This window comes from Yoonia sp. BS5-3 (genome assembly GCF_038069655.2).
GTDB classification, from domain to species: domain Bacteria; phylum Pseudomonadota; class Alphaproteobacteria; order Rhodobacterales; family Rhodobacteraceae; genus Yoonia; species Yoonia phaeophyticola.
In genome coordinates, this window is sequence record NZ_CP150951.2 from 3,788,438 (window position 1) to 3,809,740 (window position 21,303).

The window sequence follows — 21,303 nt, forward strand, 5'->3', positions numbered from 1 at the left end:
GTCCGGATGTCAGCGCAATGACCCGATCCGCCAGTTGCCCCGCCAGAAGCTTGACGTTACGATGGCACCAAGAGGGGGAATTCATGTCCGAAAAACGTCTGACTTTCAAAGAAATGTGCGCACAGTTCGATGTGACGCCCAGAACGCTTCGGTACTATGAATATATTGAGCTGCTCACCCCCGAAAAAGAAGGCCGGTCGCGTTTCTACGGGCCAAAAGAGCTGGCCCGGATGACATTGATTCTGCGCGGGCGCCGTTTTGGCTTTGCGCTGGAAGATATTCGCCAATGGCTTTTGATCTACGAAAATGAAGGCACCGAAGCGCAGATGCGCGAATGGATCACGCTGGCCGACAAGCAATTGGTTGAGCTGGCCGATCAGAAAAAGCAGCTGGAAGAGACGATCACCGAGCTGCAAAATCTGCGTGACGGCACGGCAAAGACGCTGGACTAAATTTACGGTGTAAAATCGCCGCAACGTCATCTGTTGATCACCGAACCCATCAGAGCCACAGCGACGCCCTATTTTGGTGTGAATTGCGCCTGAAACCAGCCTTAGAATCATATTTCGGGCCTTCAGGGTGCCATATTCACCCTTAATTTTAAGGCTAGGGGGAAAATCTCGCAAATCTTCCCTCTCACAAAGTTACTTTTTTACGCGCGCAAAGTTTCGTAAAATTTCGTGAGGCGTCAAATGACGCCACGTTACGTTTACGTAAGGGTCAAGAATTCTTGTATGGTGAATTCAAGCTCCGCAAATGCGTGCTCACTTGAAACACGCATAAAGGAAAACACGATGAAGACCGATACGATGAACATAAGGGAGATGTGCGATGCATTTGACGTCACAGCGCGCACCTTGCGCTTTTATGAGGCCAAAGAATTGCTGTTCCCGATCCGCGAAGGCCAGAAGCGCCTTTTCACCAAGCGCGACCGTGCCCGCCTTAAGTTGATCTTGCGCGGTAAGCGTTTTGGTTTCAGCCTTGAGGAAATCCGTCAGCTGCTGGATCTCTACCACATGGATAACGGACCAGAAGCCCAACTAGCCAAAACCTATGAGCTGTCGCAAAACCATCTGGCAAATATGGAAGCCCAAAAAGCCGAGCTTGAAGAAGCCATTTCCGAACTAAAAGAGCAGTTGGCCTGGGGAGAGCAGAAGCTTGCCCAAATGGCCAAAGAAAAACACGTCGCGGCCTAACACGCCGCGACCCGAACATACGACCCTGAGGAGACGTCATATGCCAATTTACAACGCACCCACCAAAGACATCCAGTTTGTGCTGCATGATTTACTGAAAGTCAGTGAACAGGATATCGCCGGTTTCGAAGATCTGGACCGCGCGTTTACAGGTGCTGTTGTTGAAGAAGCAGGCAAAGTCGCCTCCGAAGTACTTCACCCACTGAACGTGGTGGGCGATACAGAGGGCTGTGTCTTTGAAAACGGTGTCGTGCGCACCCCTACAGGCTTCAAGGATGCCTTCGAACAGATGAAACAAGGCGGCTGGACCGCGATGGATTGCGATCCGGATTATGGTGGACAGGGGCTGCCCTACATCATGCACACGGCCGCGCAGGAACCATTTGTGTCCGCCAACATGGCCTTTAACATGTATCAAGGCCTGACCCATGGCGCCTATTCGGCGATCTATGCCCATGGATCGGACGAACAAAAACAGAAATACCTGCCCAAGATGGTCACCTGTGAATGGACCGGCACCATGAACCTGACCGAGCCGCATTGCGGCACCGATCTGGGCCTGATGCGCACCAAGGCGGCCCCGCAGGCCGACGGCAGCTACAAGATTTCTGGCCAGAAAATCTTTATCTCGGCCGGTGATCACGACATGGCCGAGAATATTATCCACCTCGTCCTTGCCAAGATCGAAGGCGGGCCAGAGGGGATCAAAGGTGTCTCCCTCTTCATTGTGCCTAAGATCATGGTCAATGATGATGGCAGCCTTGGCGCCCGCAACGGTGTGTCCGTCGGCAGCATCGAAGAAAAGATGGGCATCCATGGCAACAGCACTTGCGTGATGAATTATGACGAAGCCACCGGCTATCTGATTGGCGAAGAACACAAAGGCATGCGCGCCATGTTCACCATGATGAACGAAGCGCGTCTGGGCGTAGGTCTGCAGGGCTATGCCCAAGCGGAAAGCGCCTATCAGAACGCCGTAGCCTATGCCAATGACCGTCTGCAAGGACGCGATGTGACCGGCGCAAAAAACCCTGACGGCCCCGCCGATCCGCTGATCGTGCACCCAGACATTCGCCGCAACCTGATGGACCAAAAATCCTTCGTTGAGGGGGCGCGTGCCTTTACATATTGGGGCGCGACACTGATCGACCGGGCGCATAAGAATGGCGACAAAGACGCCGATGGGCTGATTTCCCTCATGACCCCTGTTCTAAAGGGCTTTTTGACCGACAAAGGCTTTGAATACGCGACAGCGGCCCAGCAGGTTTATGGCGGGCATGGCTATATCGAAGAATGGGGCATGTCCCAATATGCCCGCGATGCCCGGATCGCGATGATCTATGAAGGCGCCAATGGCGTTCAGGCGCTTGACCTTGTGGGCCGTAAGCTGGCCCAAGATGGCGGCAAACATGTCATGGCCTTCTTTGAAATGATCAAGACCTTCATCAAGGAAAACAGCGACAACGAAGCGCTGAAAACGGATTTCCTTGAGCCTCTCAAAGCCGCGTCAAAGGACCTGCAAGCGGCGGGCATGTATTTCATGCAAAACGGCATGAAGAACCCGAACAATGCGCTGTCTGGCTCTTACGACTTTATGCATATGATGGGTCATGTTTGCCTGGGCCTGATGTGGGCGCGTATGGCAAAGGCCGCGATGGAGGCGCTGGAAGGCGGTGCAACTGATACCGCATTCTATGAGACCAAGATCGCCACAGGCCGCTACTACATGGCCCGCCAGCTGCCAGCGACCGGCATGCATCTGGCCCGGATCAACACCGGTGCCGATACTGTGATGGCGCTGGACGCTGCAAACTTCTAAGCTGATCAGAGGGCGCGGCATTCGCGCCCTCAACCGACGCTGACCCGCGTCCTTGATCAGGTTTGGAGGCCTGTATTTATGTCCATGAAATTGCACTGTTTTGGCGAAAGCGGCCACTCTTACAAAGCCGCGCTGACCCTGACGCTCGCTGAACAGGAATGGGACCCTATTTTCGTTGATTTCTTCAACGGCGGGGCCCGCACGGCCGAATATCTGGAACTGAACATCATGGGCGAGGCCCCTGTTTTGCTCGATGGCGACACGGTGCTGACGCAATCGGGCGTCATTCAGGACTATATCAGTTCTAAATCCGGCAAGCTGGGTGGTAGCTCTGCCGCCGAGCGGCGCGAAGTGCTGCGCTGGATGTTTTATGACAACCACAAAGTGTCCAGCGTCGCTGGCCCTTTGCGGTTCATGATGAACTTCCTGCCCGAAGAGAAACGCAATGCGGATGTGATCGGCTTTCTGACAGGCCGTCTGGCTGGCGCGCTGAAGGTGCTGGACACGCATCTGGACGGACGCGATTGGCTGGCGGCGGATGGGATCACCATCGCCGACATCGCCTGCTGTAGCTATCTGTACTATCCCGAGCCCTTCAGCTTTGACCGCAAAGCCTATCCCAATATCGAACGTTGGCTGGATGCGATTGCAGCGCAGCCGGGTTGGAAACACCCTTATGATCTGATGCAGCGGGGCTTCAACGCTTGACCAGCGCCGTTGACATACCCAGTCTACCGGTCGCAAACGGTTCAAACCGAAAGGCCGCGATACTATGCTTTCAAGGACAGCTCTGGGCGGGATATGGGTCTATCAGCGCTATATCTCGCCACGCAAAGGCTATCGTTGCGCCTATTCCGTTCGCCATGGCGGGACCGGCTGTTCTGGCTATATCAAATTCGCCATCAAAGAGCACGGCATCATCGCGGCCATCCCGCTCATCAAAAAGCGGTTCGCAGATTGCAAACTGGCGAACGCAGAGCTGCGCAAGGCACGCGGTGTCAGTATGTCACGCAACCGGCGCAGCAGCGAGCGGCGCTCGGACAGGATCATGCGAAGGCTTGAAGCGATTGCCTGTTGCGGCACCTGCATGGCCCAATCCGCATGTTCGATGCCTGTCGGGGTTGCAGAGGCGATTGACGGGGATTGTGGGCCAAGCGATTGCAGTTTGGGCGTCGGAAATAGCGCGCCAGGTGATTGCAGCCCCGGGGATTGTGGTCCGGGCGACTGCGGCCCCGGTGATTGCGGAGGCGATTGCGGCTCCTGCTCATAGCCGCACACGCCCGCAGCAAGCACCTTTTAAAAGACTATCGAAAATACAGGTGACAGCGGGTGCATTCGCACTTGCTGTTGTCCCTGCCTGAAGGAGGAAAGAATGACCGAAGCCTATATCTATGACGCCGTGCGCACCCCGCGTGGCAAGGGCCGCAAGGACGGCAGCCTGCATGAGGTGAACTCTGCCCGCCTGTCCTCTGGTGTGCTGAACGCCCTGAAAGAGCGCAACAACCTTGAAGGCCATGTCGTTGAGGATGTGATCTGGGGCAATGTCACCCAAGTGGGCGAACAAGGCGGCTGCCTTGCCCGGACGGCCGTTCTGGCCTCTGACCTTGACGAACGTATCCCCGGTCTTGCCATCAACCGTTTCTGCGCCTCTGGCATGGAAGCGGTGAACCTGGCCGCCAACCAGGTCAAAGGCGGTGCCGGTCAGGCCTATATCGCAGGCGGGGTTGAGATGATGGGCCGGGTGGCCATGGGCAGCGACGGGGCGGCGATTGCGGTTGATCCGTCGATCGCCATGGACACCTATTTTGTTCCCCAAGGGATCAGCGCCGATATCATCGCCACCGAATACGGGTTCAGCCGGGATGATGCCGATGCGCTTGCGGTGGAAAGCCAAAGGCGCGCCAAGGCGGCCTGGGATGACAACCGCTTTGACAAATCCATCGTGCCTGTCAAAGACATCAACGGCCTGACCATTCTGGACAATGACGAATACATGCGCCCCGGCACCGATATGCAGGGGCTTGGCGCGCTGAACGCCTCGTTCCAGCAAATGGGCGAGGTGATGCCGGGCTTTGATAAGGTCGCGCTGATGAAATACCCGCACCTAGAGCGGATCAACCATGTCCACCATGCGGGCAATTCATCGGGTATCGTCGATGGGGCCGCCGGTGTTCTGATCGCCAACAAGGAATGGGGCGAGGCGCATGGGATCAAACCGCGCGCCCGGATCAAGGCAACGGCCAAGATCGGGACCGACCCGACGATTATGCTGACGGGCCCTGTGCCGGTGACCGAAAAGATCATGGCCGATAGCGGGATGGCCATCAGCGATATTGATCTCTTTGAAGTGAACGAAGCCTTCGCTTCGGTCGTGCTGCGCTTTATGCAGCGGTTCGATGTGGATGACAGCGTTGTTAACGTCAATGGCGGCTCAATCGCGATGGGGCACCCACTAGGCGCCACTGGCGCGATCATCATAGGCACCCTGCTGGATGAGCTGGAACGGACCGGTAAAGGGACCGGTCTTGCGACCTTGTGCATCGCTTCTGGGATGGGAGCTGCGACGATTATCGAGCGCATCTAAGCCATGAGCCCCGAAGTCAGAGAAGAAACGGCCAAGCAGATCTACCAGGGCGCCCTGGATCGGATCGGCAAGGCCTATTTCGACAATGACTTCGCCGCATTCCAGGCCGAGGTCTATGTTCCGCATCACTACACCACCCAGGAAGGAACTGAGCATGTCATTGCCAACTACGCACAGCTGCGCGAGGCTTTCGATTGCTTCCGCGACTATTTCATTGGGCTGGGCGTGACAGATTTCGTGCGGACCTGCACCGGCGCGATGTATCTGAGTGAAACCAAGATCATCGGCGGCCATGACACCGAAGTGCTGCAAAGCGGGACCCGCATTCGCGACCCTTACAGCGTCATGTCGATCATGGAACTGATCGACGGTGTTTGGCAGGTTTGCTCATCCGAAAATGCGCTGCCCGATAATTCCTGGCAAGTGATGTCCTTTCGCCATGGGGCCGAAAAACTGAATTGACCGCCCCGCGTGCAGGGCGGCCCGAAAAACCACTCTCTGTTGAGGAGAAAGAGATGACTGATTTTACAATGACCACGGACGCCGATGGCGTCGCAACCATCGTTTGGGATACGGTGGGAAAATCCATGAATGTGATGAACCAGCAGGGGTTTACCGACCTTGATATGCTGGTGGGCCAGGCGCTGGCCGACGATGCCGTCAAAGGCATCATCATCACCTCTGGCAAAAAAGGCAGCTTTGCTGGCGGGATGGATTTGAACATCATCGCCAAGATGAAAGACAGTGCCGGTGACGAACCCGCGCGGGGCCTTTTTGAAGGCGTCATGGAAATGCACGGCGTTCTACGCCGGATCGAACGCGCGGGCATGGACGACAAGACCAACAAGGGCGGCAAGCCCATCGCCGCCGCCCTGCCCGGCACAGCCCTTGGCATTGGTCTGGAAATCCCATTGGCCTGCCACCGCATCTTTGCCGCCGACAATCCCAAGGCCAAAATCGGCTTGCCCGAGATTATGGTCGGCATTTTCCCCGGTGCGGGCGGCACCACCCGTCTGGTTCGCAAAATGGGCGCGATGGCCGCATCCCCCTTGCTGCTGGAAGGCAAGTTGAATGATCCGAAAAAGGCCAAGGCCGCTGGCGTTGTGGATGAGGTTGTGCCTGCGGATGAGTTGCTGGCAAAAGCTAAGGAATGGGTTCTGTCAGAGCCAAAGATCGTCAAATCCTGGGACGAAAAGGGCTATAAAATGCCCGGCGGCGCGCCTTACCACCCCGCTGGTTTCATGACCTTCGTTGGCGCCTCTGCCATGGTCAACAGCAAGACCCAGGGCGTCTACCCTGCTGCCAAGGCGCTGCTGTCAGCGGTCTACGAAGGCGCATTGGTACCCTTCGACACCGCCCTGAAAATCGAGGCGCGCTGGTTCACCAATGTCCTGATGAACCCGTCCTCATCGGCCATGATCCGTAGCCTCTTCATCAACAAAGAGGCCTTGGAAAAAGGCGCGAACCGGCCTGAGGCCCCGGATCAAAGGGTCCAAAAGGTCGGCGTCATCGGCGCAGGGATGATGGGGGCTGGTATCTCGCTCGTGTCTGCTTTGGCTGGTATCGAAGTGGTTCTGATCGACAGCACGCAAGAAGCCGCAGACAAAGGCAAGTCCTACACCACGGCCTATATGGACAAGGGGATCGCCCGCAAAAAGGCGACCGAGGAAAAGAAAGAGGCGGTTCTGGGCCTGATTAACGCCACGACCGATTATGCCGCCCTTGAAGGCTGCGATCTGATCGTCGAGGCGGTGTTCGAAGACCCATCCGTCAAGGCCGAGGTCACAGCCAAAGTGCAAGCCGTCACCGGCCCCGATTGCATCTTTGCCACCAACACCTCGACCCTGCCGATCACTGAGCTGGCCAAAGCGTCGAACGATCCCGAGAAATTCATCGGCATCCACTTCTTCAGCCCGGTTGATAAGATGATGCTGGTTGAGATCATCAAGGGCAAAGAAACCGGTTCGGTGGCCGTGGCCAAGGCGCTAGATTACGTCCGCCAGATCCGCAAGACGCCGATTGTGGTCAATGACGAACGGTTCTTTTACGCGAACCGCTGCATCATTCCGTACATCAACGAAGGCATTCGGATGGTGAAGGAAGGGGTTGAACCGGCCCTGATCGAAAATGCCGCCAAGCTGGTCGGCATGCCGCTCGGGCCGCTGCAGCTGGTTGATGAAACCTCTGTCGATTTGGGCGTGAAAATCGCCAAGGCGACCAAAGCCGCCATGGGCGATGCTTATCCTGACGGCGAAGTGGATGAGGTCCTGTTCTGGATGTTTGATGAGGGCCGCTTGGGCCGGAAGTCAAACGCGGGTTTCTATGCTTATGATGAAAAAGGCAAACGCCAGGGGCTGTGGGAGGGTCTTGCCGGACAATACCCCGTGGCAGACGAACAACCTGACCTGACCACCGTCCAGCACCGCCTGCTGTTCGCGCAGGTGCTCGAGGCGGTCCGCGCACTGGAAGAAAACGTGCTGGAAGACATCCGCGAAGGCGACGTCGGCGCGATCCTCGGCTGGGGCTTTGCCCCATGGTCCGGAGGGCCGTTCAGCTGGCTGGACATCATCGGCACACCTTACGCGGCTGAACGCTGTGATCAACTGACCGAAGCTTTCGGCCCCCGCTTTGCCACGCCAGCACTGCTGCGCGAGATGGCCGACAAAGGGCAAAGCTTCTACGGCCGCTTCGGCCAAGAGGCCGCAGCCGCATAAATCACAAGAAAGGCCCCGGGAATTGCCGGGGCCTTTTTATTGGGCGAATGTCAACTTCGAGCCCAATCCGACCAATGCTGCACTGCCATTGATGGTTTGATGTCAGAGGTATAGTCTGACCGCATGAAGCTCTACTATTCCCAAAATTCTCCTTATGCACGAATTGCGAGAGTGATCGCCCGTGAATTGGATCAGATAGATTCAATCGAGGAAGTGCTCTCGAGAAACCGTAAACCAGACAACCCGGTCTTGCGCTATAGCCCCGTTGGAAGGGTTCCAATGATCGTTGAAGATGACTTGGTCATTACCGAAGTTGGGAACGTCGTGCGTTTTCTGGCTTCTAAGTCTGCGTCGCAGGTTGCGACGTCTGTAACATCGGACGAGTGGACAGAAATAATGCAAGAAGGACAGATACTTGGATTTGTTGAAGGTTTGGCCTTTTGGGTTCGTGAAAACAGAAGAGAACCGGAAGATCGTTCAGTTCATTTGCTGGCTGTGGAGCGCGAAAGGGCTAAACGGTGCCTTACGTACCTTGAAGGAGAAGCGCAAGCTGGTCATCTGGGTGAGTTTCCTTCACTCCGTTTCGTGGCGCTTGCAGTCGGACTTGCGCTGGCAGACCACTACGATCTTCTCACTGGGTGGAAACACGAATTCCCAAATCTCGCTGCATGGTTTCAAGACAAGCCGGAGCGAATTTCCATGAAGCAGACTGAGTCAATTTAGAACGGCAGGTTTGTCCCGCATACGAGACATTAGACATGGGCCCGCAGCGAAACCGACAGAACGGGCCAACACTCTGCCTGTACGCTAAGATCAATGCGGGGCATCTGGTCACTCTGCTTAACGAAAATGCCAACGCAGAGCCCCGGTTCTGGCAGAGGCACCCCACTTTCAAGGGGATGCGCCGCCCGTACAGATGCCGTGCAGACAGCGTACGCACGCCTGCACACATCGATTTCACAAAAACCTTGTCAGCCTGCCCCGTTTTCCGCTCTAGTATCCGTCACATCGACGGGGGAGGAGACCCAGAAATGGATGAAACCGGACTGACGAAATGCGCGGCCAATTACGTGCCGCTGACCCCCTTGTCGCATCTGCAGCGCGCCGCGCGGGTATTCGCGGATCGCGAGGCGTTAGTCTATGGCGACCTGCGCTTGACCTATGCCGCGTACCACCGGCGCGTCACACAGTTAGCCTCTGCGCTAAGTAAAGCAGGCATCACCCGTGGCGATGTGGTCGCCACCATCCTGCCCAATGTCCCTGCCCAGTCCGAGGCCGCCTTTGCCGTGCCCGCCTGCGGCGCGGTGCTGAACACGATCAACACACGCCTTGATGTGGATACGATCGCTTATATCCTTGATCACGGCGAGGCCAAGCTGGCGCTGGTCGACAGCCAATTCTTGCCCGTTGTCATGTCCGCCATCGACCAGATGCAAGGCCCCGCTCCGATCATCATCGAAGTGCCTGACCCTGCGTCTGGCGTGCCCGGCATTGGAGAACAACAGGACTATGAGGACTTTCTGGCCAGCGGCGACCCCGATTTCGAATGGGTCCTGCCGCAGGACGAATGGGATAGCCTCGCGCTGAACTACACCTCTGGCACCACAGGGCGGCCCAAAGGCGTCGTCTATCACCATCGCGGGGCGTATCTGATGACCATGGGCACGCCGATCAGCTGGGAGCTGCCGTTGTTCCTGCGCTATCTGCAGATTGTACCGCTGTTCCATTGCAACGGCTGGAACCACACCTGGATGCTGCCCGCTTTGGGTGGCACGGCCATCTGCTGCCGCGATATCAGCGCGGGTGCGATCTATGATGCTATTGCGGGCGAAGGCGTGACGCATTTCGGCGGCGCACCCATCGTTTTGAACATGATCGTCAACGCCAGCCAGGCAGACCGCAAACCCTTTGATCACACTGTCGAGGTCTTCACCGCAGGCGCGCCCCCTGCCCCGGCGACGCTCGCCGCCATCGGCAAGCTGGGGTTCAACATCAAACAGGTCTACGGGCTGACTGAGACTTACGGCCATGTGACCGAATGCATCTGGGACCCCGCGCTGGACGATCTGCCAGAAGACGCGCAAGCCGCGATCAAGGCCCGTCAAGGCGTGGCCTTCCCGATGATGGAAGAGGTGACCGTGGTGGATGACCAGACGGTTCAGGTCCCGATGGACGGGGCCAGCCAGGGCGAGATCGTGATGCGCGGTAATACGGTGATGAAAGGGTACCTGAAAAACCCGGTCGCCACGCAAAAGGCCTTTGCCGGCGGCTATTTCCATTCCGAGGATCTGGCGATCCAACATCCGAACGGATCGATACAAATCTCGGACCGGGCCAAGGATATCATCATCTCGGGTGGCGAGAATATCAGCTCGGTCGAGGTCGAAGGCGCGCTGATGCACCACCCGGCGGTGAACCTATGTGCAGTGGTGGCCAAACCAGATGACAAATGGGGCGAAGTGCCCTGCGCCTTTGTCGAGCTGAAAGAAGGTGCCACGGCCGATGAAGCCGAAGTGATCGCCTTCGCCCGCGAGCGTCTGGCCGGGTTCAAAACGCCGAAGAAAGTGGTTTTTCAAGAGCTGCCCAAAACCTCAACAGGAAAGATCCAAAAGTTTGAATTGCGCGCACTGGCCAAGAGCCTCTAGGGGCTACAATCTTGATTTTTGAAATGTGTAAATGACAACTTAGCGGACGAAGCGAACTTCTAAACTAGAGTGCTCCACACTCTCTCAGTACGATTTCAGCCCGTTCTTGAACCGATACCTTGGGTAGCTCAATTCTCACATAATCGAGCGCATCCAACGACCGCTTTATGCGGTGATGCTCTTGTACTGCCGCATCGAAACTGTGCCGTCGTTCAACGTCTCCGACGAAGAGCTTGCTCCAAGGTGGTACGACGAAGACGCGTTTCCAATATGCTTGGGTTTCACCGAGTGTTTCCTTGATCGTGGGGCCGCCGGAGTGGGCCAAGGCGACGGCCGCGTCGATCATGCCGCGATCAAAGAACACAATACCCTCTCGTTCTTGCGCAGCGCGTAAATCGCACTTCGCCATCTCGATGGCTCGCAAGGCGAAGGCGTTCATATCCACCCATGGCAAAGCGTCGCCTTTTCTGGCTAATTCATCTGCAACGATGCGGCGGCCAGGTTCTTGAACAGTCGCAAATCCACGTTCTTCCAATGCCTTCAGCAAAGTTGATTTCCCGCCGCCAGAACAACCTGTCAGAAGTACAAGTTTCGGGTTCAAGTCAATTTTCCTTCTGTCGTTCTTTTCCCTTTAATACACCTAATGCCGCCGCGCTGAGAAACGATAAGCAGGACGTCATACCAAGTCATCGATGTCGACCGGGCGTGCATTGTTCTTCCGTTACCCTACCGAGCCAGATTCCGCCTGCCCTAAATCCGACATGACAACTGCCTTCTTGCGCTGTAACCTGCGTCAAAAAAGGGCGGTTTGGGGCGAATGACGGCACTTGATAAATATGTGCGGCTGGAAAGCGGTGGGCTTTGGCGCCCAGAACCGGATGGCCAGCGCCGCGATGTTGTGATCTCATTTGGGGATGCGACCCTTGTGATTTCGGATGGTGCGGGCCGTCCGCTTGCCCATTGGTCATTACCCGCGCTTGAGCGGCAAAACCCTGGAACCCATCCCGCCATCTATGCCCCCGATGAAGATGCCAGCGAAATCATAGAGGTTGCCGACGAAACCATGGTCGCCGCCATTGAAGAGGTGCGCGCCGCCCTTGCAAAGGCCCGCCCGAAACCCGGCAAGCTGCGCCATTGGATTACCGCAGGTGCTGTTGCTCTGGCTCTCGCTCTAGCGGTCTTTTGGCTGCCCGGCGCCTTGACCCGCCAGACCCTCGCCGTAGTCCCCGCCCCCAAACGGGTCGAGATCGGCGCGACCATGCTGGGCTATATGCAGGCTGAGACGGGTGCCGCCTGCCAAGAGCCCCGTGCTAACCTGGCCGCCAGCCATCTGGCCCAGCGCCTTTTTGGCGCAGAGACCGCCATGCAGATTGTCGTTCTCCCCAGCCTGCCTCAAGGCGCGGTTGCCCTACCCGGCGGGCTAATCGTACTGGACTATGGTGTTTTGCGCGGCGCGGATGATCCAGCCGCTGCTGCGGGCTTTGTCCTGGCTGCCCATGCCGCTGTGGCCGGGAATGATCCGCTGGCCCCCATTTTGCATGATGCCGGGCTTGGCGTGACATTTCGTTTACTCACAACAGGTGATATTCCGGCGGACGTGCTGCAAAGCGCGGCCCAAGCCCATGCCACACAAACGGGCATTGCAATTGATCCAGACCGGCTGCGCCCCCTTTTTGCGAATGCTTTCATCCCGCACGCCCCTTTCCTGCGCGTTGCAGATGCCCGGACCGGCAGCATGCCTGAGCTGGGCGATGATGCACTGCCCGAAGCCGATTGGCGCTCGGTGCTCAGCGATAGCGATTGGGTCAGCTTGCAAAATATCTGCGACATCTGACGGATGGGCGCGGCGCTGTATATTCGGACAGCAAAAGCGGATGATCTGCCTGCTTTGACTGCCCTTTATCAGCATCTCAGCCCCGAGGATCCACCCTGCCCGCCCGCCTTGGCTGCTGAGAATTTTGCGCAGTTTCAAACCTATGGGCCGAGCGCAATTTTCGTTGGCTGTGATGACGACAGATTGCTATGCTCGTGCACCCTGGTCGTCATTCCCAATCTGACACGTGGCGGGCGGCCCTATGCGCTGATTGAAAATGTCGTCACCCATAACGGATATCGCAATCAAGGCTTTGGCAAGAAGATACTGGACGCCGCCTGCGTTCATGCCTGGGCGCAAAACTGCTATAAAGTAATGCTCATGACCGGATCAAAACGGCCGTCCACATTGAAGTTTTATGAAAGCGCCGGTTTTGCGCAAAACAAAACCGGCTTTCAAAAACGTGCCCCGGGTTTTTAGGCCCTAAGCTATTTCGTGCCGAACATCCGGTCGCCGGCGTCACCCAGACCGGGCACGATATAGCCGTTTTCGTTGAGGTGACTATCAACAGCCGCTGTGACGATGGGCACGTCTGGGTGCGCCTCTTTCATGCGTGCGATGCCTTCGGGCGCGGCCAAAAGGCATAAGAAGCGGATATTCGTTGCCCCGGCCTCTTTGAGCAAATCGATCGCTGCGACCGAAGAATTGCCGGTAGCCAGCATCGGATCGACGGCGATCACCAGTCGGTCCTCCATCTCGGTGGGCACTTTGAAATAGTATTGCACGGGTTTCAGCGTTTCTTCATCCCGGTAGAGCCCGACAAAGCCCACGCGGGCCGACGGTATCAGTTCCAGAATGCCGTCAAGCAGCCCATTGCCCGCCCGCAGGATTGAGACCAGTGCCAGCTTTTTCCCGTCCAGCGTCGGTGCATCCATCGGCTCAAGCGGCGTATCGATCCGCTTGGTTGTCATGGGCAGTTCGCGCGTGACCTCATAGGCCAGCAGCTGGCTGATTTCCCGCAGAAGCTGCCGGAAAACGGCTGTTGAGGTGTCCTGCTGCCGCATCAGCGTCAGTTTGTGTTGCACCAGCGGGTGCGTGACGTGGGTCAGGTGTTCGGTCATGTCGTTTCCAGTCGTTTGGCCACGCGGGCGCGGGTGTCATCATCGCAGAAAGCCGCCGCAAGTGCGGTTTCGTTGATGGTTTTGAAATCGTCTTCATTCCAGCCGAATGTCTTGTGCAACATGTCATATTCGGCGGTCATGGTGGTGTGAAAGAAGGGTGGATCGTCCGTTGAGACGGTGACTTTGACGCCCCGGTCCCGGAGTTTGACGATGGGGTGGTCGGCCCAGCCCTCCACCGCATTCAGGACCACGTTGGAGCCGGGGCAGACCTCAAGCACGATCCCCTGTTCGGCGATTTGTTCCATCAAGGCAGGGTCTTGCACCGCACTGATCCCATGCCCGATCCGGGCGACGCGCAGGTCCCGGATGGTGTCGGCCACCATATCCGGCCCGCCCCATTCGCCCGCATGGCAGGTCAGCGGCATCCCCGCCTCGCGCGCCATGTCGAAACTGTAGGCGTAATCCCCAGGACGTCCGACCATTTCGCCGCCCGCCATGCCGTAGCCGGTGATGAAATCGCCAAAGGTTTCGACAGCGCATTTGGCGGCCGGTTTGCAGGCCTCTGGCCCGAAATGCCGGATGCCGGTGACGATGCCTTTGAGGGTGATCCCGAATTGTGTCTCCGCCTGATTTGCAGCGTCTTGCATCGCCGCAAGATACTCGCGCCATGCGACAAGATCGCCCCCGCCGCAAAAGTCAGGCGAGACGAAGGTTTCCATGTAGACCACCCCATGCGCCGCCGTTTCTTCCAGCACGGCCAAGGTCAGGCGGCGGAAGTCTTCGGGGGATTGGAGCGTTGTGCAGGCGGCCTCGTAGACCTGCAGGAAATGGTCGAAGTCCCGGAAGGCATAGCCCCCCTCGGGCGTGAATATCTTGGATAGGTCCAGGTTTTTCTCAGCTGCCAAACCTTTGATGAAGCTGGGCGGTGCGCAACCTTCCAAATGCGTGTGCAACTCGATTTTGGGCGTGTTTTTGAAGGTCATATGAAACTGGTTCCTTCCCCTTGATAGGGCACGTTCAAATGCGTTGCGATGCTGGCCGCGACGTCAGCAAAAGCCAATTGCCCCAATGGCTTGGCCCCGATCCCATGCACCAGCACCGGTACCCGTTCTCGGGTGTGGTCGGTGCCCGGCCATGTGGGGTCATTGCCATGATCGGCGGTGACGATCAACAGGTCATCCGCGCGCAACTTCGGCAAGAGCTTCGCCAATGCGCGGTCAAACCATTCCAGATGTCCGGCATAACCCTGTGGATCGCGCCTGTGCCCGAATTCGCTGTCGAATTCAACAAGATTGGCAAAGACAAAGGCGCCGTCCTCCGCCTCATCAGCGAGCCCATGGATATGGTCCATCAATTCCGCATCGCGGCCTTTGCGCAGGTCGTCGATCCCACGCATCGAGAAGATGTCGCCGATTTTGCCAACGGCATGCACGGGGTGTCCGGCCTGTTGAACATAGTCGCAGATCGTGGGCGACGGCGGGGCGATGGCGTAGTCTTTGCGGTTCGCGGTACGGGTGAAATTGCCGGGTTCGCCGACAAAGGGTCGTGCGATGACCCGGCCCACTTTCATCGCATGCAAAATGGGCGCCATATCCTCGCAGAGTTTCAGCAGAGGTTGCAGGCCGAACGTCTCTTCATGCGCCGCGATCTGCAGCACGCTGTCCGCAGAAGTATAGCAGATGGGCCAGCCCGTTTTGAGGTGCGCGGCCCCTTCCTCGGCAATGATCTTAGTGCCGGATGAATGCTTGTTGCCAAGAATACCTGTCGTGCCTGCCGCCGCACAGATTTGCGCGGTCAGGTCGTCGGGAAACGCCGGGTTTTGATCTGGAAAGACGGTCCAATCCCATGGCACGGGCACGCCCGCCAATTCCCAATGGCCTGAGGGCGTGTCTTTCCCGGGCGAGACTTCAGTGGCCGCGCCCCACGCGCCGGTGGGCACAGGTCCAGTTTGGTCAATGCCGTTGGCCAATTGAACAGCCGCACCAAGCCCCAAACCCTGCAGCGTTGGGGCGTCGAGCCCAACAGTCTCGGCGATATGCCCCACCGTATTGGCCCCAGTATCGGGCAAATCCCCGTTAAAGAACTGATCCGCATCCGGCGCGCCGCCGATGCCCACGCTGTCGATCACAATCAGGAATGCGCGCCCCATCAGCTGACCCTTTCAATGATCAGCGGGCCACGGGTGTTGCCCTCGCCGATGGTAATTGCGGCCTGCACCGCGCGCGCGGCCGCTTCGGCGGCATCCTCATCTGCCGCATGGACGGTGCACAACGGCGCGCCCGCCGTGACGTGATCGCCCAGCCCCACCATCTCAGTGAACCCAACCGTCGGATCGATGCGGTCCGTTTCCACCCGGCGTCCGCCGCCCAAGTCTACAACGGTCAGCCCCAGGGCCTCACCATCAATCGCCGTGATTTGCCCGGCCTCAGGGGCGACGACAGCGCCTACGACAGGGGCTTTGGGCAAGTGGGTGTGCCAGTCCTGCGCCATATCGGGTGGGCCGCCAAGGGCTGCGATCATCCGCGCGAAACGCTCCATCGCGGCACCGGACGCCAAGGCGTGGCTGACCCGCCCGATGGCTTTGTCCTCATTTTCACCTTGCATCACAAGTAGTTGGACGCAGAACGCAAAACTGAGGTCATAAAGACGCGGCGCCGCGGTTTTGTTGCCGGACAGGACCTCCATGCAGACCGCCACTTCGACCGCATTGCCCAGCGCAGGGGCGAGCGGTTCGTTCATATCCGTGATCATGGCGGTGGTTTTGCACCCGGCCCCATTGGCCGCATCGACCAGTGCGCGGGCCAGGTCACGGGCCGCGTCATGAGTTTTCATAAACGCGCCGCTGCCGCATTTGACGTCGAGCACAAGCCCCTCCAACCCCGCCGACAGTTTCTTGGACAGGATTGAGGCGGTGATCAGATCGATGCTTTCGACTGTCGATGTCACGTCCCGGATTGCATAGAGCCGCCGGTCCGCAGGCGCGATTTGCCCGGTGGCGCTGACAATCGCACAGCCGACGTCGCGGGTGATCTGGCGCAGTTCATCTTCGGTGACGTTGATATCGACACCGGGAATTGCGCTGAGCTTGTCCAATGTGCCCCCGGTGTGCCCGAGACCCCGACCCGAAATCATCGGCACATAAACCCCGCAAGCGGCCAAAACAGGTGCCAAGATCAAGGAGACGCAATCGCCCACCCCTCCGGTCGAATGTTTGTCCAGCACCGGGCCCGGCAGGTCCCATTCCAATACATCACCACTGTCGCGCATGCCTTGTGTCAAGGCTACACGGCCCGCGTCAGACAGACCGTTCAGACAGACAGCCATGGCAAAGGCCCCGGCTTGGGCATCGCTGACCGTGCCGCCGGCCAAACCACGGGCAAACCATGTGAGCTCTTCCTGGGTGGGCGTTTCCTTGCGCCTGACGGCGGCTATGATCGCACGGGCGTCCATGGGTTACGTACGGCTCATATAATCGGCGTCAAAACTGCCGGGCAGCAGGGCGCCGACGGTCGTTTCATGGGTGATGCCGTCTGTTGTGGCCAAAATAACGGTGACATCTTGTCCGGCAAATTCCGCGATTTTCTGGCGGCAACCGCCGCAAGGGCTAACAGGTTTCGGGCTGTCAGCGATCACCGCGATTTCGGTGATCTGCGTGTCCCCGCCCGCGATCATGGCGGCAATGGCCCCGGCCTCAGCACAGGTACCTTCGGGATAAGCCACATTTTCCACATTGCAACCTGTGTAGATAGCGCCAGAGGCGGCCTTCAGCGCGGCCCCAACCTTGAAATTGGAATAGGGCGCATGGGCGTTTTCACGGACCGCGCGGGCGGCGTCGATAAGGGACATGAAGGTCTCCGGATTGTTTCGGACCAAACTGATCCGTCATGCGCCCGGATGCAAGGCTTACAGGGTGGTGAATTTGCCCGGCAGCGTGACCTCAAGCAGTTCAATGTCATCGGAGGGCTGCGCATAGCGCGTCGCCAGCCCGGGTGGGATGACAAATGCATCGCCGGGCTGCAGCTTCTGCGGCTCTTTGCCTGCGCCCTCCAATGTCATGGTGCCTTCCATGACAAAGGTGAAATGGATGTCCGCGTCATGTTTGACCCAGGTCGGATCACCCGCGCCGCGTTTGATCACGTGCACCCCGGCCATATTCTGCGTATTAGCGGCAATCGTGGTGTCGCGCGATTGGTAACCGGGCAGCCGCGCGAGGAACCATTGGGCCTTGACCCCTTGGTTGAACACAAATCTTTGCCCCTGCCATTCCCGGTCCGGGCGCAGATGTGGTGTGGGGAGGGTCATGTCGTGGTCAATCTCGGTGATATGCTCGGCAGGCACGCCGATCTCAATAACCTCAATCCCGTCAGAGGCTTCCAACACCCGGTGCCGGATTTCGGGCGGCTGGATCACGCAATCGCCCGGCGTCAGGCGGATGGGCGGGCCTTGGTCCTCATAGACCACATCCACCCAGCCCCGGTAGCAAAAGATCAGCTGAAAGCCGACCTTGTGGAAATGCACCATATCGGGGACCGGGCCACCGTCAGGGATACGGATATGGCTGGCAATGATCGACCCGCCCAAACGGCTGGGGATCAGATCGCGGTAGTGCATGCCCGCACGGCCGATAACCCATGGGGCTTGGTCTGCAAGGCGGCGCACAACAAAGGCGTGGTCGGGCTGCGGCAGCTCCAAGGGCGGGTTCAGCGGATGCACGGTAATCTGCGTGCCACCCGGTGAAGTCAGCCGGTTTTGCCCATCCGCAAAATTCGGATCATCGGTCAGTATCCGTAGGTCGGGACCTACCCCGCTGCCCAGTTCCAACCGCACACGCAACCCATGCCCTGAATAAACAGCAACCGATGGATCATCAGCTGGATAGATCATATCAAGACGCATGCCTAAGGTCTTTGCGAAAAATGCCAGATCAGCGCGTAGATCGACGGTTGGCAAGCGAATTTCTGCCTGGATTGTGTAGGTCTTGCTCATGAAAGGTACCCTGTCCGGCACCGGAATTATTTGCAAGACTGATCCTTTCATGTTTAACCGAAACCAGAACAAGCTCTCAGCTGAAAAATAGTTTAACACTAAACCAAATTATGAGGACCTGATGACCGATGACGCAAAAGAGAGCCTGAGACAGGCCGCACTCGATTATCATCAGTTCCCAAAACCCGGCAAATTGGAAATCCGGGCGACCAAGCCCTTGGCCAACGGGCGTGATCTGGCCCGCGCCTATTCGCCTGGCGTGGCCGAGGCCTGTTTGGAAATCAAGGACGATGCCACCACTGCCCGCGATTACACAGCCCGCGGAAATTTGGTTGCAGTTGTCACCAACGGCTCGGCTGTTTTAGGGCTGGGCAATATTGGTGCGCTTGCCTCCAAACCGGTGATGGAAGGCAAGGCTGTTCTGTTCAAGAAATTTGCCAATATCGATTGCTTTGATATCGAGCTGAACGAACCCGATCCCGAAAAACTGGCTGATATCGTTTGCGCCTTAGAGCCCACATTCGGCGCGATCAATCTGGAAGATATCAAGGCGCCCGATTGTTTTATCGTGGAAAAGCTCTGCCGTGAGCGGATGAATATCCCCGTCTTTCATGACGATCAGCATGGCACCGCAATTGTGGTAGGCGCCGCCGCCACAAACGCGCTGCATGTCACCGGCAAGAAATTCGAGGATATCAAGATCGTCAGCACTGGCGGCGGCGCTGCGGGTATTGCCTGCTTGAACATGCTGCTTAAGCTGGGTGTCAAACGCGAAAATGTCTGGCTTTGCGATATCGAAGGGCTTGTATACGCAGGCCGCGAAAAGGACATGACCCCGCAAAAGGCGGCCTATGCCCAAGGCACCACCCCTGCCACGCTCGGTGATGTCATTGATGGTGCTGATCTGTTCCTTGGCCTGTCCGGGCCCGGCGTGCTGAAGCCTGAGATGGTCGCGAAAATGGCAGATCGGCCGATCATCTTTGCATTGGCCAATCCAACCCCCGAAATCAGCCCTGACGATGCCCGCGCTGTGAACCCCGGTGCCATCATCGCCACGGGCCGCAGCGATTTTCCCAATCAGGTCAATAATGTCCTGTGTTTCCCTTTCATCTTCCGTGGCGCGTTGGATGTGGGCGCGACCGAGATCAATGACGCGATGAAAATCGCCTGTGTTGAAGGCATCGCCGCGCTGGCCCGCGAAACCACCAGCGCCGAGGCCGCTGCCGCCTATCGAGGTGAACAGCTGACCTTTGGCCCTGATTATCTGATCCCCAAACCTTTTGACCCGCGCCTGATGGGTGTTGTTGCCAGTGCCGTTGCCGGGGCCGCCTGCGAAACAGGTGTCGCCGCCCGCCCCCTTGCCGATCTGGCCGCCTATAAAGCCAATCTGGATGGCTCGGTCTTCAAATCCGCCATGATCATGCGCCCCGTCTTTGAGGCCGCCCGCACCGCAGAACGCAAAATTGTCTTCGCCGAGGGCGAGGATGAGCGTGTCTTGCGCGCAAGCCAGGCGATCATGGAAGAAACAACCGACACCCCAATTCTGATTGGCCGTCCTGAGGTGATTGAACGCCGCTGCGAACGTGCCGGCTTGAAAATCCGCCCTGGTGTCGATTTCAGCATCGTAAACCCCGAAAATGATCCGCGTTATCGCGACTATTGGGAAACCTATCATAGGCTGATGGCCCGCAAGGGCGTGACCCCTGATCTGGCCAAAGCCATCATGCGCACCAACACCACTGCGATTGCCGCCGTGATGGTCCAGCGTGGCGAGGCCGATAGTATGATTTGCGGGACGTTTGGCCAGTACCTTTGGCACCTGAACTATATTACCCAAATCCTTGGGACAGAAGAGTATCATCCCGTTGCTGGCCTGTCCCTGATGATCCTGGAAGATGGCCCGCTTTTTGTGGCTGACACCCAGGTGCATCCTGAACCAACCCCCGAACAAATCGCAGAAACCGTCATCGGTGCCGCGCGCCATGTGCGCCGTTTCGGGGTTGAACCCAAAGTGGCGCTTTGTTCGCACAGCCAGTTCGGCAATCTTGATAGCGATAGTGGCCGCCGCATGCGTGCCGCGATGGCCATCCTTGATAGTACCCCCCGCGATTTCGCCTATGAGGGCGAGATGCATATCGATGCGGCCCTGGACGTGGAGTTGCGCAACCGCGTTTTCCCCGATGCCCATCTGCCTGGCGCGGCCAATACGTTGATCTTTGCCAATACCGATGCCGCTTCGGGCGTGCGCAACATTCTGAAAATGAAGGGCGGCGGGCTTGAGGTTGGCCCGATCCTGATGGGCATGGGCAACCGCTGCCATATCGTCACCCCATCGATCACGGCACGTGGTTTGCTGAATATGTGCGCCGTCGCTGGCACGCCAGTTGCCCATTACGGCTGATCGGCCTGTCAAACATTTTACAGG

Annotated in this window: 20 protein-coding genes; 13 read left to right on the forward strand and 7 right to left on the reverse strand. The window is 57.9% G+C overall.

Annotation, left to right across the window (positions count from 1 at the left end; translation table 11 throughout):
* Positions 1 to 83: 83 nt before the first annotated feature.
* The 10 genes from AABB29_RS19160 (at position 84) to AABB29_RS19205 (ending at position 10,958) form a co-directional block, all read left to right on the forward strand.
* The gene (locus AABB29_RS19160) at positions 84 to 452 is read left to right on the forward strand and encodes a MerR family DNA-binding transcriptional regulator (protein ID WP_341365394.1); all 369 of its coding nucleotides are present in this window, start codon (positions 84 to 86) and stop codon (positions 450 to 452) included.
* A 342-nt stretch (positions 453 to 794) separates the two neighbouring features.
* On the forward strand, positions 795 to 1,196 hold the full coding sequence (locus AABB29_RS19165; RefSeq protein ID WP_341365393.1) for a MerR family DNA-binding transcriptional regulator: 402 nt from the start codon (positions 795 to 797) through the stop codon (positions 1,194 to 1,196).
* 40 nt (positions 1,197 to 1,236) lie between these two features.
* Positions 1,237 to 3,015 (forward strand): acyl-CoA dehydrogenase C-terminal domain-containing protein, encoded by a 1,779-nt coding sequence (locus tag AABB29_RS19170; protein ID WP_341365392.1) that lies wholly within the window; start codon positions 1,237 to 1,239, stop codon positions 3,013 to 3,015.
* 78 nt (positions 3,016 to 3,093) lie between these two features.
* A complete protein-coding gene (locus AABB29_RS19175) occupies positions 3,094 to 3,723 on the forward strand; it encodes a glutathione S-transferase family protein (protein WP_341365391.1) in 630 nt (209 codons plus the stop codon).
* A 64-nt stretch (positions 3,724 to 3,787) separates the two neighbouring features.
* Positions 3,788 to 4,285 carry a membrane protein insertion efficiency factor YidD gene (yidD, locus tag AABB29_RS19180; protein ID WP_341365390.1) on the forward strand — a complete coding sequence of 166 codons (498 nt, stop codon included), beginning with the start codon at positions 3,788 to 3,790 and terminating at the stop codon, positions 4,283 to 4,285.
* 102 nt (positions 4,286 to 4,387) lie between these two features.
* Entirely contained in the window at positions 4,388 to 5,599 is a 1,212-nt protein-coding gene (locus AABB29_RS19185) for an acetyl-CoA C-acetyltransferase (RefSeq protein WP_341365389.1), read from the forward strand.
* 3 nt (positions 5,600 to 5,602) lie between these two features.
* Positions 5,603 to 6,061: a hypothetical protein gene (locus AABB29_RS19190; RefSeq protein WP_341365388.1), complete on the forward strand. Its 459-nt coding sequence runs from the start codon at positions 5,603 to 5,605 to the stop codon at positions 6,059 to 6,061.
* 53 nt (positions 6,062 to 6,114) lie between these two features.
* Positions 6,115 to 8,313 (forward strand): 3-hydroxyacyl-CoA dehydrogenase NAD-binding domain-containing protein, encoded by a 2,199-nt coding sequence (locus AABB29_RS19195; protein WP_341368993.1) that lies wholly within the window; start codon positions 6,115 to 6,117, stop codon positions 8,311 to 8,313.
* A gap of 123 nt (positions 8,314 to 8,436) precedes the next feature.
* Positions 8,437 to 9,036: a glutathione S-transferase family protein gene (locus AABB29_RS19200; protein ID WP_341368992.1), complete on the forward strand. Its 600-nt coding sequence runs from the start codon at positions 8,437 to 8,439 to the stop codon at positions 9,034 to 9,036.
* Positions 9,037 to 9,344: 308 nt separating this feature from the next.
* Positions 9,345 to 10,958 (forward strand): AMP-binding protein, encoded by a 1,614-nt coding sequence (locus AABB29_RS19205; RefSeq protein ID WP_341368991.1) that lies wholly within the window; start codon positions 9,345 to 9,347, stop codon positions 10,956 to 10,958.
* Positions 10,959 to 11,022: 64 nt separating this feature from the next.
* Here the strand turns inward: AABB29_RS19205 and AABB29_RS19210 are convergent, their stop codons facing one another.
* Positions 11,023 to 11,559 (reverse strand): AAA family ATPase, encoded by a 537-nt coding sequence (locus AABB29_RS19210; protein ID WP_341368990.1) that lies wholly within the window; start codon positions 11,557 to 11,559, stop codon positions 11,023 to 11,025.
* 216 nt (positions 11,560 to 11,775) lie between these two features.
* Between AABB29_RS19210 and AABB29_RS19215 the strand changes: the two genes are divergently transcribed.
* Positions 11,776 to 12,792, forward strand: coding sequence for a hypothetical protein (locus AABB29_RS19215; RefSeq protein WP_341368989.1), 1,017 nt, complete (start codon positions 11,776 to 11,778; stop codon positions 12,790 to 12,792).
* Between the two features lie 3 nt (positions 12,793 to 12,795).
* Positions 12,796 to 13,251 carry a GNAT family N-acetyltransferase gene (locus AABB29_RS19220; protein WP_341368988.1) on the forward strand — a complete coding sequence of 152 codons (456 nt, stop codon included), beginning with the start codon at positions 12,796 to 12,798 and terminating at the stop codon, positions 13,249 to 13,251.
* An 8-nt stretch (positions 13,252 to 13,259) separates the two neighbouring features.
* Here the strand turns inward: AABB29_RS19220 and upp are convergent, their stop codons facing one another.
* From upp to AABB29_RS19250, 6 genes are read right to left on the reverse strand one after another with little or no spacing between them, the layout of a single operon-like run.
* Positions 13,260 to 13,892, reverse strand: coding sequence for a uracil phosphoribosyltransferase (gene upp, locus AABB29_RS19225; protein WP_341368987.1), 633 nt, complete (start codon positions 13,890 to 13,892; stop codon positions 13,260 to 13,262).
* Positions 13,889 to 14,875 carry an adenosine deaminase gene (locus AABB29_RS19230; protein WP_341368986.1) on the reverse strand — a complete coding sequence of 329 codons (987 nt, stop codon included), beginning with the start codon at positions 14,873 to 14,875 and terminating at the stop codon, positions 13,889 to 13,891. Before AABB29_RS19230 ends, upp begins: the two co-directional genes overlap by 4 nt.
* Positions 14,872 to 16,041 carry a phosphopentomutase gene (locus AABB29_RS19235; protein WP_341368985.1) on the reverse strand — a complete coding sequence of 390 codons (1,170 nt, stop codon included), beginning with the start codon at positions 16,039 to 16,041 and terminating at the stop codon, positions 14,872 to 14,874. Before AABB29_RS19235 ends, AABB29_RS19230 begins: the two co-directional genes overlap by 4 nt.
* Positions 16,041 to 17,342, reverse strand: a complete 1,302-nt coding sequence (locus tag AABB29_RS19240) for a thymidine phosphorylase (protein WP_341368984.1) — start codon at positions 17,340 to 17,342, stop codon at positions 16,041 to 16,043. Before AABB29_RS19240 ends, AABB29_RS19235 begins: the two co-directional genes overlap by 1 nt.
* Before the next feature lie 3 nt (positions 17,343 to 17,345).
* The gene (locus AABB29_RS19245) at positions 17,346 to 17,738 is read right to left on the reverse strand and encodes a cytidine deaminase (RefSeq protein ID WP_341368983.1); all 393 of its coding nucleotides are present in this window, start codon (positions 17,736 to 17,738) and stop codon (positions 17,346 to 17,348) included.
* A gap of 57 nt (positions 17,739 to 17,795) precedes the next feature.
* Positions 17,796 to 18,878, reverse strand: coding sequence for a cupin domain-containing protein (locus AABB29_RS19250; RefSeq protein ID WP_341368982.1), 1,083 nt, complete (start codon positions 18,876 to 18,878; stop codon positions 17,796 to 17,798).
* A gap of 121 nt (positions 18,879 to 18,999) precedes the next feature.
* Here AABB29_RS19250 and AABB29_RS19255 point away from each other — a divergent pair, with 121 nt between their 5' ends.
* Positions 19,000 to 21,279, forward strand: a complete 2,280-nt coding sequence (locus AABB29_RS19255) for an NADP-dependent malic enzyme (RefSeq protein WP_341368981.1) — start codon at positions 19,000 to 19,002, stop codon at positions 21,277 to 21,279.
* The last annotated feature ends 24 nt before the right edge of the window (positions 21,280 to 21,303 follow it).